The organism is Rhodobacterales bacterium HKCCA1288, from assembly GCA_015693905.1.
Lineage (GTDB): Bacteria > Pseudomonadota > Alphaproteobacteria > Rhodobacterales > Rhodobacteraceae > M30B80.
Genome location: CP065161.1, coordinates 2469449 through 2482810 on the forward strand (window position 1 = coordinate 2469449; position 13362 = coordinate 2482810).

The 13362-nt window shown below is 58.1% G+C and carries 12 protein-coding genes and 1 tRNA gene; 2 read left to right on the plus strand and 11 right to left on the minus strand.

The genetic code is table 11. The features are described from left to right. Nucleotides 1-283 precede the first annotated feature (283 nt). A complete protein-coding gene (locus I3V23_12160) occupies nucleotides 284-1540 on the minus strand; it encodes an aminotransferase class V-fold PLP-dependent enzyme (GenBank protein ID QPI85283.1) in 1257 nt (418 codons plus the stop codon). Between the two features lie 98 nt (nucleotides 1541-1638). Between I3V23_12160 and I3V23_12165 the strand changes: the two genes are divergently transcribed. Further along, nucleotides 1639-3153 (plus strand): malonyl-CoA synthase, encoded by a 1515-nt coding sequence (locus I3V23_12165; GenBank protein ID QPI85284.1) that lies wholly within the window; start codon nucleotides 1639-1641, stop codon nucleotides 3151-3153. On the opposite strand, the gene I3V23_12170 is transcribed toward I3V23_12165, so the two are convergent. The 4 genes from I3V23_12170 to I3V23_12185 form a co-directional block, all read right to left on the minus strand. After that, the gene (locus I3V23_12170) at nucleotides 3150-4028 is read right to left on the minus strand and encodes a DMT family transporter (GenBank protein QPI86829.1); all 879 of its coding nucleotides are present in this window, start codon (nucleotides 4026-4028) and stop codon (nucleotides 3150-3152) included. The genes I3V23_12165 and I3V23_12170 overlap by 4 nt on opposite strands. A 141-nt stretch (nucleotides 4029-4169) precedes the next feature. Beyond that, nucleotides 4170-5123 carry a methyltransferase domain-containing protein gene (locus tag I3V23_12175; protein ID QPI85285.1) on the minus strand — a complete coding sequence of 318 codons (954 nt, stop codon included), beginning with the start codon at nucleotides 5121-5123 and terminating at the stop codon, nucleotides 4170-4172. Nucleotides 5124-5263: 140 nt separating this feature from the next. Then, on the minus strand, nucleotides 5264-6076 hold the full coding sequence (locus I3V23_12180) for a citryl-CoA lyase (protein QPI85286.1): 813 nt from the start codon (nucleotides 6074-6076) through the stop codon (nucleotides 5264-5266). Then, nucleotides 6073-7272 (minus strand): CoA transferase, encoded by a 1200-nt coding sequence (locus tag I3V23_12185; protein QPI85287.1) that lies wholly within the window; start codon nucleotides 7270-7272, stop codon nucleotides 6073-6075. Before I3V23_12185 ends, I3V23_12180 begins: the two co-directional genes overlap by 4 nt. Before the next feature lie 105 nt (nucleotides 7273-7377). Here I3V23_12185 and I3V23_12190 point away from each other — a divergent pair, with 105 nt between their 5' ends. Continuing rightward, nucleotides 7378-8067: an IclR family transcriptional regulator gene (locus tag I3V23_12190; protein QPI85288.1), complete on the plus strand. Its 690-nt coding sequence runs from the start codon at nucleotides 7378-7380 to the stop codon at nucleotides 8065-8067. A 12-nt stretch (nucleotides 8068-8079) separates the two neighbouring features. Here the strand turns inward: I3V23_12190 and I3V23_12195 are convergent. From I3V23_12195 to I3V23_12220, 6 genes are all read right to left on the minus strand, one after another. Beyond that, nucleotides 8080-8154 (minus strand) — tRNA-Glu (locus I3V23_12195). A 105-nt stretch (nucleotides 8155-8259) separates the two neighbouring features. Further along, nucleotides 8260-10041 (minus strand): single-stranded-DNA-specific exonuclease RecJ, encoded by a 1782-nt coding sequence (recJ, locus tag I3V23_12200; protein ID QPI85289.1) that lies wholly within the window; start codon nucleotides 10039-10041, stop codon nucleotides 8260-8262. Further along, on the minus strand, nucleotides 10041-10601 hold the full coding sequence (locus I3V23_12205) for a cysteine hydrolase (protein QPI85290.1): 561 nt from the start codon (nucleotides 10599-10601) through the stop codon (nucleotides 10041-10043). The genes recJ and I3V23_12205 overlap by 1 nt, the downstream gene beginning before the upstream one ends. After that, complete coding sequence (glpX, locus tag I3V23_12210) at nucleotides 10598-11575, minus strand: class II fructose-bisphosphatase (protein ID QPI85291.1); 978 nt, start codon at nucleotides 11573-11575, stop codon at nucleotides 10598-10600. The genes I3V23_12205 and glpX overlap by 4 nt, the downstream gene beginning before the upstream one ends. A gap of 19 nt (nucleotides 11576-11594) precedes the next feature. Beyond that, nucleotides 11595-12881: a homoserine dehydrogenase gene (locus I3V23_12215; GenBank protein QPI85292.1), complete on the minus strand. Its 1287-nt coding sequence runs from the start codon at nucleotides 12879-12881 to the stop codon at nucleotides 11595-11597. Between the two features lie 112 nt (nucleotides 12882-12993). Continuing rightward, nucleotides 12994-13326: a hypothetical protein gene (locus I3V23_12220; protein QPI85293.1), complete on the minus strand. Its 333-nt coding sequence runs from the start codon at nucleotides 13324-13326 to the stop codon at nucleotides 12994-12996. Nucleotides 13327-13362: the final 36 nt, after the last annotated feature.

A 13362-nucleotide genomic window follows, 5' to 3' on the forward strand; every position in this document is an offset into this window, starting at 1 on the left:
AAGTCATTCTTCGAGGCCCGCGGAATTGAGTTCGTGGGCGCGCCCGACGACGGCCCCGGGATCCGCATCTGGCGCCGCCCCGACTGAGACTGCCCCTGCCTCCACGCGTCGCACTCAAACGAATTGCGCACGCCTCAGTCGCCCAAACAAGCACAAAACACACGCCGGCGCGCTCAAAATATAAGTGACTGAAATAATTGAAAGAAAAGCGTTCCACGCGCGCGTGGCTGCGTGCTCAAAAAATTTTCAAGAGTTCTAAATTCCCGATAAGGCCACAACCCCCTCACACCCCCTCCACAATCTCGCGCATGGCGGTGAGGAATTGTGCGACTTCGGTTTCGGTGTTGTAGTGGCACATTGAGACGCGCACGGCGGCGTCTAGGCCCAAGGGGGAGAGCACGTTGCCTGAATAATGATCCGCCTTGCGGGTATGGGTGCGGATGCCGCGTTCGCGCAGTTTGGTCACAATATCAGGCGCGGCTTGGCCCTTGACGGTCAGGCAAACCAGACCCTCGCGGGCGGGGTTCTCGAGGCCGCCGATGATGTCGACTTCCGCCATATCCTTGAGGCCTTTGATATTGCCAATGCCGTTGATCATGGCATCGGTGAGGTGTTTTTCATGGGCGTGGATCGCCTCGCCTGCCGCGACAATCCGCGCGCGGGGATCGGTCTGATCTGAAACTTCACCGCCGAGCCAGACAAAATAATCCACCACATCGGAAAAGGTCACATAGGCGCCCGTATCGCGGGTGCCGAATTCCCACGGGTTTCCGGGTGCATCAATCAGATGTTCGTGCTTGATCGCATGCAGCCTGTCGCTGACCCAAGCCACGCCATAGCCATGACGCGAGAAGACCTTATAGGGCGAGATGACATAGCCATCGACATCATAGCTCTCGATATCAAGCCTGCCATGCGCGGCGTGCTGGATGCCATCAACGATAATAATGCAATCAGGCGCGATTTTGCGGATTTCGGCGGCAATGGCGCCCACATCCACCCCCATGCCCGTGACGGGCGAGGTGTGCAGGATGGTGGCCACGCGGGTATCTGGGGTGATTTCGGGGCGATAGGCCTCGGGGCCGACTGTGCCCGTGGTGTCATCATGCGCGACAAGAATATGGGGTTTGCCCGCCACTTCGGCCCAATGGGCGGCGGCACTCCGCGAGGCGGGATGCTCCAACGTGCTGCCCAAAACGCGGCCTGTGCCGGTGCCCACAATCGCGGTTCGGATCAAGCGAAACAGCAATTCTGTGCCGCTTTCGCCGACGAAAAACTGCCCCTTCGGTGCGTTGAAAAACAACCGCATATCGGCCTTTGCTTTGTCAATCAGCGCCACAAGGGCATGGGCGGCAGGGTTGTCACGACCTTGATTGTCGGGGATGGCGGCGAATTTGGCCGAGGTCTCGACCACAGAATTCAACGTCAATGCACCGCCTGCATTCTCGAAAAACACCCGGGGCCCTTCAAAGGGGCAGGTGTCCACATGGGCGAAGCGACCGCGAATTTCATCCAACAAACCCGATTTTTCACTCAGCATTTGACCATTTCTTTCTAGACAGTAAGGTTGCGCCTCTTAGGGCAGAGGGCGATAAAACGTCCCAAATCAGCGCGCCCATAGGAGTGAGGAAATCGCAAATGAGCAACCCCCTTTTTGACGCTTTATTGGCCCCTCATCAGGGCAAGGAGAGCAGCTTTCTCATTTTGCCGGACGGGTCAGAAGTCACACATAGCGCATTCCTTGGTTTGGCCAACCAAATGGCGCATGCTTTGCGCGCCGCCGATGTGGGGGTGGGGGATCGGGTTGCGGTGCATGTTGAGAAAACCGCGCCTGCCTTGGCGCTTTATGCGGCATGTATCACGGCGGGTGCTGTGTTTTTGCCATTGAACACCGCCTACACGCCCGCAGAACTATCCTATTTCATCACTGATGCGGATGCGGCGCTGGTGGTCTGTGACCCGTCTGAACTGGCCGCCTTGACCCCAATTGCCGAAACCTGCAAGGCGGCAATCCTGACCTTGGACGCCTCAGGGCAGGGCAGTTTGGCCCGTGCCGCGGCGCAACACCCCACGGAATTTACGCCCGTGCCGCGCGGCCAGAATGATCTTGCAGCGCTTCTTTACACCTCGGGGACAACAGGCCGCTCCAAGGGGGCGATGTTGACCCATGAGAACCTGCTGTCAAACGCGCGCGCCTTGGCCGAGGAGTGGCGCTTTACAAGCGATGATGTGCTGCTGCACGCTTTGCCGATTTTCCATTCTCATGGGCTTTTTGTGGCGTGCAATGTCAGCTTATTGGCGGGCAATGCGATGATCTTTTTGCCAAAATTTGACCAAGAGGCAATTTTGCAGCTTCTGCCGCGCGCCACCACGATGATGGGGGTGCCGACCTTTTACACGCGACTGTTGGAGGATGCGCGCTTTACCCGTGACTTAGTCGCGCATATGCGGCTGTTTGTGTCTGGCTCTGCGCCGCTTTTGGCGGAAACCCATCTGGCTTTTGAGGGGCGCACAGGTCACCGCATTCTTGAAAGATACGGGATGACTGAGACGAATATGAACACCTCAAACCCCTATACGGGGGACCGGCGCGCAGGAACGGTGGGCTTCCCCCTAAAGGGGGTGGAGGTGCGTGTCTGTGATCCGGAGACGCACGTAGAATTACCCACGGGTGAGATCGGGATGCTTCATGTGCGCGGGCCAAATGTATTTTGTGGCTATTGGAATATGCCTGAAAAAACCCGTGAAGAACTGCTTGAAGATGGGTTTTTCATCACGGGCGATTTGGCCAAGATTGACGCGGATGGCTATGTCAGCATTGTGGGGCGGGGTAAGGATCTGATCATCTCAGGCGGGTTTAACATTTACCCAAAAGAGATCGAGATGTTCCTCGATGCGCAGTCAGGGGTTAAGGAAAGCGCTGTCATCGGGGCGCCGCACCCTGATTTTGGGGAAAGCGTGGTCGCGGTCTTGGTGCCTGAGGCAGAAGGCAGTATTGATTTGGATGCCATCCTTGCCTTGGCCAAGGCCGAACTTGCAGGCTTCAAGCGCCCCCGTCATTTCGCGATTGTCGATGCCTTGCCACGCAATACAATGGGCAAGGTGCAAAAGGCCGAGATGCGCAAAACCTATGCAGATGTGTTTCAGGCTTAGACAGGTGGGGTCGGGCGGCGTTCCAAATCTGCGCGCCGCTCGCGTGCAAAGACATACAGACCTGATCCCACGATAATCGCGATACCCAACCATGTCAGGCTGTCTGGGAAATCTTGGAACAAGATATATCCCACTGCGACAGATCCCGCGATTTCGAGATATTGCAGCGGCGCGATTGTGGCTGTGGGGGCCAGTTTCAATGCAACTGACAGCAACAGATGAGAAATCGTTGCCATGATCCCCACGGCCAATAAGGTCATCATCGCAAATTCATTGGGCCAAACAGGGTCGAGCCAAGGGTTGCCCGTGCCGTCAAACCCAATGATCAGGGGCAGGATCAGCACGGATGCCCCCAAGGCCGTATAGGCCTGAAGCGTGATTGGATGTTGGCGATCTGACATCGTGCGTGTGAGGATCATATAGGCGGCAAAGGTCACAGCCGTGCCAAGCGGGAATAACGCCACAAACCCCAATTCCTGAAAGCTTGGTTGGATCACAAAAAGCGCACCGATAAACCCTATGATACAGGCGATGATACGGCGCGGGCCAACCTGCTCGCCCAGCAAAAGACCGCCCATCAGGGTCAAGATAAACGGCTCAACAAAGAAGATGGCCATAGCATTTGCAATCGGCATGTATCGAATGGCCGAAAAAAAGCAAAATGTTGCCAGAAGCAGCATCAAGCCGCGCATCAGATGGCCGATAACATCGCGCGCTGTGGGGCGCATGGCGACCCCCATCATGATCGCCAAGGGGATCAAGATCACAACTTGAACCCCGAAGCGCGCCGCAACAATTTGCAGCACAGGCACTTCATTTGGGGTCAGCTTGGCCATCCCGTCCATGATTGGGGCTGTGATGCAAAAGCCGATCATAAAAAGAATACCCAAAACGGGCTTATCTGCGGTGCTGCGCATGCTGTGATCCATCGTCAGGTGCCCCACCTAACAGGGGCGCATGGCCCATCACTGGCACGATCATGCGGTTTTTGGAATGATAATTTGCGGGGCGCGGGTTTAGGCCATGACCTCGTTGCGATCATCATCGCGCAAGGGGGCTTGGCGGGGGGCAGGTGTTGCAAAGACGATCAACCCCATCACATCTTCTCCACGATCTTGGCGAATAGGGGCTTCGGTGATCTGCGGCGGGGCAAAGCCCGCTTGTGCCAGAAGATCGGTGATATAGCCCTGTGAATGGGTGAAGCGGCGCGATGCCATCAGACGCAGGGGCGCATCCCCAGCCTCAACCGTGAAACAAAGCCGCCCTTCTGGCAAAAGCGCATCGGCGCACCAGCCAATCACCTGTTCCAAAGCGCCGATATAATTGAACACATCCGCCGCAACGATCAGATCATAACTTGGGCCGATCAGAGCCAGTTCCGTGATGTCGCATTTTTCCAGCCTGTCGTAACAGCCCTTTTCTTGCGCCTCTGACAACATGGCGGCAGAGAGGTCATACCCAACAAGCTGCGCTGCAAGGGGCCGCAACAGAACCCCCATCAGACCTGTGCCGCATCCCAAATCCAGTGCAGCATCGGCGTGGCGCAGGCCTGCGCGTGCCAATCCTTCGGCAATCAATTCTGGGGCGCGATATCCAAGCCCCTCGCGCAGGGATTTCTCAAAGCGCGGCGCATATTGATCGAATAATGTTTCGACAAAGGCAGCGGGCATGCGGTCGGTAATGGGGTCAACCCGCGCCACAAGATCACATTTCATCGCCGCGCCAAAAGGATCACTTGGGTCAAGGGCCATGGCCTTGCGCCAAGCTGCAAGGGCCAAATCCGCTTCGCCCGTGGCCTCGTAATATTCCCCTAAACGATACCATCCAGCCGCCCAATCAGGCGAGAGTTCAAGCGCGGATTTCAACGCCTCAACCGCGCCTGCCGCATCGCCTAAATGGGCCAGTGTCTCGGCAAATGAGGCACGCCGATCTGCCGCTGCATCGCCAGAGGAAAAGGTCTTAAACCCCATGATCGTATCACTGTAGATAGCAGCCCTGCGCCAATGCCGCGCCTGTAGCCATGATGCTGCGGCCAAGTCCCCGCATCACTTCGCCATCTAGGCCTGCGCGCCTTTACAGTCAAGGGAAATGGCGCGCCTGCCAAGATCCGCTATGGCGTGGGTTTTGGCCCATCATAGCTATACAGAAACCGTGGTGGGATCGGCCCCTTATTGCGACCGCCTTGTTGGGTTTGTTCCCATGCGTGGGCAAGGATCCCCACGGATCGTGACAGGCAGAACAACCCTCGCGCCAACGGGGGGGCGCAGCCAAGCTCCGCAAATATGACGGCAGTGGCCCCGTCAATATTCATCGGCAAGGGGCGCGGACGGCTCTGGCCCAAATATTGCTCAACAGCATGACCAATATCGGCAAAGCGGCCCGTGATGCTGCCTTTGGCTGCCATGTCGCGGACAAGTGCCATCAAGCGCGGCGCGCGCGGATCGCCATCTTTGTGAAAGCGATGCCCAAACCCGGGCACGAATTTACCATTGCTGGCCTGCCAGTCTGCAATCGCGTCTGCGGTGGCCGCAGTCAAACCCGCGCCTTGTGCCATGCGGGCATCAATGTCGTAGTAGAGTTCAAGCGCCTGTTGCCCCGCCCCCCCATGCACATCGCCCAACATATTCACCGCAGTTGCCATTGCATTGTTGAGGGGCAAGCCACAGGTGACGGCCATCCGCGCCGCCGCAATCGAAGGGGCCTGTGGCCCATGATCCACTGCCGCAACAAGGGCCGCCTCTAACAGTGCCGCCTCATCCGCGTTGGGCAAACGCCCCGCAACCATTAACCAGATCATTGCGGGAAAGCTGACAGTGCCGATCAACTCCTCAATCGGCAGACCGCGAAACCGGATTACGCCCGGCTCCATCTCGATGATTGAACTGCGCCACCAATCGCGAACTTCGTCTGCATCCGTGCTCATATCTCGCCCCTTTCGCGCATTGTGCTGATTTCGTCCACGCCATAGCCAAGCGCGTGCAGGATCGCGTCAGCATCCTCTCCCAAGGCAGGGGGTGGTGTCGTGACTGACAGCGCCGCGCCGTCAATTTTCACGCCCGTGCGCAGAACCGATACAGGGCGCGCTACGCCTGCCACAGCATCGAATGTGGCAATCAGGTCGCGCCCCCGGATCACGGGGTGATCCAAAATAGCGGGCAGGTCAAAAACCTCGCCTGCGGGCACGCCCAATTTGTTCAAGTCTTCGGCCCAATCAGCGGCGGGTTTGGCGGCCAAGGCCGCATCAATTTCCGCCTTTAGGGCCGCGCGGTTGCGCTTGCGCAATTCGCGGGTGGCATATTCAGGGCGCGCCAACAAATCCGCACGCCCAATATGCTGAGCAAGGATCATCCATTGCTCGTCCTTATTGGCGGCGATGTTTAAGGGGCCATCTTTGGCGCGAAACGTGCCCGATGGCGCGGATGTCAGATTTTCATTGCCGTTCGCCGTTGGGCGCTGATCTGCGACCAAGTAATTCGAAACAGCCCATCCCATTGTCGCAATCAGGCTTTCTAACATTGAGATATCAATATAGGCCCCACGCTTGGGTGCGTTGAGGGCGGCGGAAATCGCCATGGCGGCGGTCAGTCCCCCCACCGTATCCGCCACGGGAAACCCCACCCGCAAAGGCGCGCTATCGGTGTCGCCCGTAATCGCCATGACGCCCGATGCCCCTTGGACGATCTGATCATAGGCGGGCCTGTCTGACCAATCCCCCGTTTGACCAAAGCCCGAAATGGCGCAGTAAATGAGGCGCGGGTTGATATCGCGCAACGCCTCATAGCCCACGCCAAGCCTGTCCATCACGCCGGGGCGATAATTCTCCACCAAAACATCGGCGCTTGCCACCAGACGGCGCAAGACCTCTTTGCCGCCTTCAGATTTAAGGTTGGCTGTAACCGATTTTTTCCCTGCATTTTGAGCAAGAAACGAAACCCCCATCCCGATCTTGTTGAGCTCAGGGTCAGCCCCCAATTGGCGGGCCAAATCCCCCGTTTTTGGCACCTCAACTTTAATCACCTCAGCGCCAAGATGCGCCAGTTGATGACAGCAAAACGGCCCTGCAAGCACATTGGTTAAATCCAATACGCGAATTCCGTGAAGCGGGGTTTGTCGATCCACTTAGGTTTGCCTTTTGCTGTGTTCTATCTAGTAGAACAAAATTGCTAATAATAGAACAGGCTGATAGGATTTTGGGGATGAGTCAAGAATATAAGGGCAAAAGGCATGGCAGAGTCGAAAGGTGTGGATGCGGTCGAACGCGCGTTGTTGATCCTAGAATGCTTTACGGCGGACCAGCCCGATCTTAGCCTCGCTGATCTAGCCCGTGCCACGGGCCTCTACAAAAGCACCATTCTGCGCTTGGCTGTGTCGCTTGAAAAATTTGGCCTGCTGCAGCGCGCGGCAGACGGGCGGTTTCGGCTTGGCGCAGGCGCATTGCGTCTTGGTTCGGCCTATCGGCACGGGTTCGATCTGGCGCATGTCTTGCGCCCAGAATTGCGCGCTTTGTCGGATGCAACGGGCGAGACAGCCTCGTTTTATGTGCGTGATGGCGAAAGCCGCCTCTGCCTTTATCGCAGCGAGCCCGCGCGTGCGATCCGCCATTCGGTCACCGAAGGGGCGACCATGCCATTAACCTATGGGGCCAGTGGTAAAATCTTGCGCGCCTATTCGGGCCAAGCGGCCAAGGCGGACGCACAAATTTTGCAAGATGGATATGCGATTTCACGCGGTGAGCGTGATCCCGATGTGGCGGCCATATCTGTGCCCCTTTCTGCCCCTGATGGAAGCTTAGTTGGTGCTTTGGCCCTCTCAGGGCCTATCTCGCGATTTGAGGACGCGCATACGGCCCGTTTTGTGAAGGCGCTGAGGCAAAGCCAAACCCGCCTTGCAGGGCAGCTTGCACTTGGGTCGTGATATTGGGGGATGTGGCAGCCCGTAGGGGAATCGAACCCCTCTTTCCAGGTTGAAAACCTGGCGTCCTAACCGATAGACGAACGGGCCACGCTTGGTGTGGGCGGTTATTAGGAAATGCACGGCGGGGGCGCAAGAGGATTCTGCATCACGATGCGCGAATTTTTTGCGGCTGCAAACTGGCCCTATTGGGGCTTAGCTCGGCGCGCCCTCCGCCCATGCGGCATCCTCAAGGCGCAGTTGCACTTTGGTGCGGCCCTGCCAATGGTTTAATTCAAGACGCCCCGCCAAATGCATTTTCCGCCCCGATCGCTGCGCCTCTTGCAAGGCGGGGCCAAGCGGGCCGTCCATCGCGCCAAAGGCGATGCCCTCCATGGCAACGGGCCCGCCATCGGTGGCGGTGAATTTCAGATGCGCCTCGCCCACAGGTTTCGTGAAACTAATCCTTAGGCTTGGCAGCGCAAAACGCGGGGCAGGGGCAGAAGCGCCGAATGGCCCTGCCTGCTCCAACATCTCGAGCAAGTCAGGTGTAGCACCTGAGGGCAGGATCACGGCATCAACCCTCAAATCCTGATATGTGCTCTCGCCCGCGCCTTGGCGGGCCAACAGATCAGATAGGCGCGCCATTGCAGGCTCGAGTTGCGCACGATGAAGGCTTAGACCTGCGGCCATCTTATGCCCGCCGCCCTTTTCAATCAGCCCTTCTGCGGCAAGCTTTTGGATTGCAGCCCCCAGATCAACACCTGCAACCGAACGCCCCGACCCTTTGCCCGCATCCCCGTCAAAACCGATGACGATAGAGGGGCGGTTTGCTGTCTCCTTCAGGCGGCTTGCAACAATGCCCACCACGCCTGCGTGCCACCCATCGCCTGCGGCCCACACAAGCGGGGCATCCAGACCACGCGCTTCGGCTTGGGCAAGGGCAGCCTCCCGCACAGCGGCTTCAATCTCGCGGCGGTCGGTGTTCAGGCTTTCGAGGCGGGTTGCCATCGCTTGGGCCTTCTGCGGATCGGTTTCGCATAACAGCCTCGCGCCGAGATCTGCCTCACCGATGCGCCCGCCCGCATTGACCCGTGGCCCAAGGACAAAGCCCAAATGATAGGCGTTTGGCGCGCGATCAAGGCGCGCCACATCGCACAGCGCCACAAGCCCCGCCCGCGCGCGCCGCGCCATAACCGTCAGACCTTGTCGCACAAAGGCACGGTTCACCCCCACGAGGGGCGCCACATCCGCTACAGTGGCAAGCGCCACAAGATCCAGCATCGCCATAAGGTCGGGGCCGGTTGTGGCATGATCCTCGCGCAGGCGGCGGTTCATCTCGACCAACACCAAGAAGACCACCGCAGCGGCGCAGAGATGGCCTAAGTCGCCTGTCTCGTCTTGGCGGTTTGGGTTCACCACGGCCACGCAGGTTGGTAAATCTGCACCGCCCAAATGGTGATCGAGAACAACAACATCGCAGCCCGCTGCCGCAATCGGTTCATGGGACAATGTCCCACAATCCACACAGATGATCAGATCATGTGTCGCGCCCAACTCCTGCATTGCGGGGATGTTCGGGCCATAGCCTTCGTCAATTCTATCAGGCACATAGAGGGTCGCACTGTGGCCCATTTGGCGCAGCCAATCGACCAATAGCGCAGCCGAACTGCCGCCATCGACATCATAATCTGCGAAAATTGCAATTTTTTGGCGCGCGGTCAGGGCATCCAAGATGCGCGCGGCGGCCTTGTCCATATCGCGCAAATTGCGCGGGTCAGGCAGGAGGTCGCGCAAAGCAGGGGTTAAAAACGCCTTTGCATGTTCCGGCAAAACGCCCCGCTGTGCCAACAAGATCGCTACCGCCTCGGGCAGGTCTGCCTCGCGTTTGATGGCGGCGGCGTGGCGCATCACCTCAGAGGCGGGCGCGATCCATCGTTTTTGGCCGAGTGACAGGCCGACATCAAGGCAGAGGGGGTGTGCGAGATCATCATTCATCACAGGCTTTTCAGGATTTCGTCACAAGATTGCGCGCGGACAAATTCGCCATGCAAATGCGCAACCGCGATCTGGTGGCTGGTTTCAGGGTCAATCGCCATGCTTGCGTCAGACCACGACATATCCCCATTGCGCGCGAAGGTCGCACAGGCATCATGTGCAAGGATAACATCGAAACCCAAATTGGCAGCCATGCGGGCGCTGGTTGAGACGCAATGAGGCGTGGTTAGCCCTGCAATAACAACCGCCTTTATGCTTTGATCGCGAAGATATGCCTCAAGTCCCGTGCCGATAAATGCGGAATTCACGGATTTCTCAAACACAGGCTCATCGCCTTTGGGGGCAAGCGCATCCATAAAGGCAAAGCCTGCACTGCCTTTGGCAAGGGGGCTGCCCGCCTGCGTAGAGGCGTGGCGCACATGCACGACAGGCGCATGGCCCGCGCGCCATGCTGCAAGCAGCCCTGCGGCGTTTGTTTCTGCATCCTTATTGTTGCGCTGCCCCCATATTGGGGCTTCGAAGCCTTTTTGAAAATCAATCAGGATCAGTCCCTGCGTCATTCAACGCTCCGTTGGGTCGGGTGGCGATAGCTCATTCGGCGGATCGACCCTGTTTTCGAACGCATCAAGATTGTTTCGGTGGTCAGCCATCCAGGTTCGCGCTTGATCCCCGACAGGATTGAGCCCGAGGTCACGCCTGTTGCCGCGAAGATCACATCTTCGGTCACCATTTCATCGCGTGTGTAGACGCGGTCAAAATCGCTGATGCCTGCCTTAGTGGCGCGGGCGCGTTCATCGTCATTGCGGAACACCAAGCGGCCCCACATCTGACCACCCATGCATTTCAGGGCCGCTGCGGCCAACACCCCTTCGGGTGCGCCGCCTTGGCCCATATACATATCGATCCCTGTCAGATTGGCCTCTGCCGTATGGATCACCCCCGCGACATCACCATCCGTAATCAAACGAATTGAGGCGCCTGTGCCGCGAATTTCTGCAATCATCGCCTCATGGCGGGGGCGTTCGAGAACACAAACTGTAATGTCATTTGGGCTGCATCCGCGTGCTTTGGCCAAGGCCATGACACGTTCTGCAGGGGTCATATCCAAATTAAGGACGCCCTCAGGATAGCCCGGCCCAATGGCAAGCTTATCCATATAAGTGTCGGGGGCGTGCAACATGGAGCCACGTGGCCCCATCGCAATCACTGTCAGGGCGTTAGGCATATCCTTTGCGGTCAGGGTTGTCCCTTCTAGGGGATCAAGCGCAATATCAACTGCGGGGCCAGTTCCTGTGCCGACCTCTTCGCCGATATACAGCATGGGGGCCTCGTCCCGTTCGCCCTCACCGATGACAACCACACCTTGGATATCAAGCAGGTTCAACTGCTCGCGCATGGCGTTTACCGCGGCTTGGTCGGCGGCCTTTTCATCGCCGCGGCCAATAAGATCTGCCGAGGCAATCGCCGCCGCTTCAGAAACACGGGCCAAGCCCAAAGAGAGCATACGATCATTGAAATCGGATTTTTGCGACATGGGCGGTATGGCCTTTCTTTCAGACGTCTTCGATGCGCAGGGCGACAGGGGGGCTCATCAGCACACCCGTCTGCGGCAGGGCGGCAAGCGCCTCTTGCAACGCGGGCTGTGCGGCTTTGTGGGTCACAATCAAAACAGGCGCGGCCTCGTCTGGGTGATCATATTGGCGCATCCGATCAATAGAAATGCCATTATCGCCCAAAACTGTGGCAATTTTTGCCAAAGCGCCTGGTTTGTCGGTCAAGGTCATGCGGATATAGTAGCAGGCCGCCGAAGCTGCTGATGCAGGTGGGGCTGCCTTGAGGGTTTTTGCAGGTTGGCCAAAGGTCGCAACCCGTATGCCGCGCGCAATGTCGCAAATATCAGACAGCACCGCGCTGGCGGTTGGGCCTTCGCCTGCACCCGCGCCGCGCAGCACGATTTGACCAACATGGTCGCCTTCGACCACCACCATATTCGTTCCGCCCTCAAGCTGCCCCAAGGGGGAGGAGGCGGGAACAAGGCAAGGGCTCATGCGCTGCTCTAGGCCACGGCCCGTCATCCGCGCCACGCCCAAAAGTTTGATCTTGAACCCCAGATCAGCCGCGCGCTTGATATCTTCGATGGTGACAGCGCCGATCCCCTCAAGGCGCATGCCGTCAAAATCAACCTTTGTGCCAAAGGCGATAGAGGACAGAAGCGCCAATTTATGACCCGCATCAATGCCGCCCACATCAAGCTGTGGATCCGCCTCCAAATAGCCAAGACCATCGGCTTCGGCAAAGGCCTCCTCATAGGTGAGGCCTGCATTTTCCATCCGCGTGAGGATGTAGTTGCAGGTTCCGTTCATCACGCCCATCACGCGGGTGATCTGGTTGCCTGCCAAACCTTCGGTCAAGGATTTGATAATTGGGATGCCACCCGCCACTGCAGCCTCAAAGCGCAGGACAAGGTTCTTATCCTCTGCCGCTTCGGCCAATTCTTGCCCATGCAAGGCCAAAAGCGCCTTATTGGCCGTAACAACATCTTTGCCTGCGGCAATCGCGGCCTCGGTCGCGGCCTTGGCAGGGCCATCCGAGCCGCCCATCAGTTCAACAAAGACATCCACATCCTCGCGCTTGGCCAGTGCCACGGGATCATCCTCCCATGCGTATTTCGCCAGATTCACGCCGCGATCTTTGTCACGGCTGCGGGCGCTTACGGCGGAAATGGTGACCTTGCGCCCTGTGCGGGCTTCAATGAGCGCGCCATTGTTCTGAATCATCTTGATGACACCTGTGCCAACGGTGCCAAGACCTGCGATTGCAAGACGCAAAGGGCGTTCCATGATCCCGAACCTCCAAATACTTATGCGCAAGGCGCACATTCTTAAGTTGAACCCCTGTTAGCCCCTTCCAATGCGAGGTGCAACGCAGGCAGGGCAACTATTCCACACGGATTTAATTGAGTGGCGCGTTGGCCAAGGCAGCGGCGCGGCGGCGCATGTCTTCTGCGCGCTCGGACAATTCCCCAACAGTGGCCTCAGCGGTGCTTGGTGTCTCGGCGCGGGTCGGGTCACGCACCCCCTCAACTTCAAGCGCGCCAAGCGGCAAAAGCGCGGGGTAACTTGCGGCGCGCAGATCTTGGCGCGCGGTGTTCTGTGCGCTGCAAGCAGACAGCGCGAGAGGCAAGACCAGCAAAAGGGGCGTGATATATCGCATGATCTTGCGATAGCGCGCCAATCGGCTTGGGTCTAGCCTTGTTTGCGTGCTCAGGCCTTTGCCATTTGGCAAATTGGCGGTTTTTGTGGTTAGAGTGACGCGGGGAAC

Coding starts and splice junctions, on each gene's coding strand:
- I3V23_12160 (QPI85283.1), bottom strand. CDS start 1,540: ATGCTGAGTGAAAAATCGGGTTTGTTGGATGAAATTCGCGGTCGCTTC.
- I3V23_12165 (QPI85284.1), top strand. CDS start 1,639: ATGAGCAACCCCCTTTTTGACGCTTTATTGGCCCCTCATCAGGGCAAG.
- I3V23_12170 (QPI86829.1), bottom strand. CDS start 4,028: ATGATCGGCTTTTGCATCACAGCCCCAATCATGGACGGGATGGCCAAG.
- I3V23_12175 (QPI85285.1), bottom strand. CDS start 5,123: ATGGGGTTTAAGACCTTTTCCTCTGGCGATGCAGCGGCAGATCGGCGT.
- I3V23_12180 (QPI85286.1), bottom strand. CDS start 6,076: ATGAGCACGGATGCAGACGAAGTTCGCGATTGGTGGCGCAGTTCAATC.
- I3V23_12190 (QPI85288.1), top strand. CDS start 7,378: ATGGCAGAGTCGAAAGGTGTGGATGCGGTCGAACGCGCGTTGTTGATC.
- recJ (QPI85289.1), bottom strand. CDS start 10,041: ATGAATGATGATCTCGCACACCCCCTCTGCCTTGATGTCGGCCTGTCA.
- I3V23_12205 (QPI85290.1), bottom strand. CDS start 10,601: ATGACGCAGGGACTGATCCTGATTGATTTTCAAAAAGGCTTCGAAGCC.
- glpX (QPI85291.1), bottom strand. CDS start 11,575: ATGTCGCAAAAATCCGATTTCAATGATCGTATGCTCTCTTTGGGCTTG.
- I3V23_12215 (QPI85292.1), bottom strand. CDS start 12,881: ATGGAACGCCCTTTGCGTCTTGCAATCGCAGGTCTTGGCACCGTTGGC.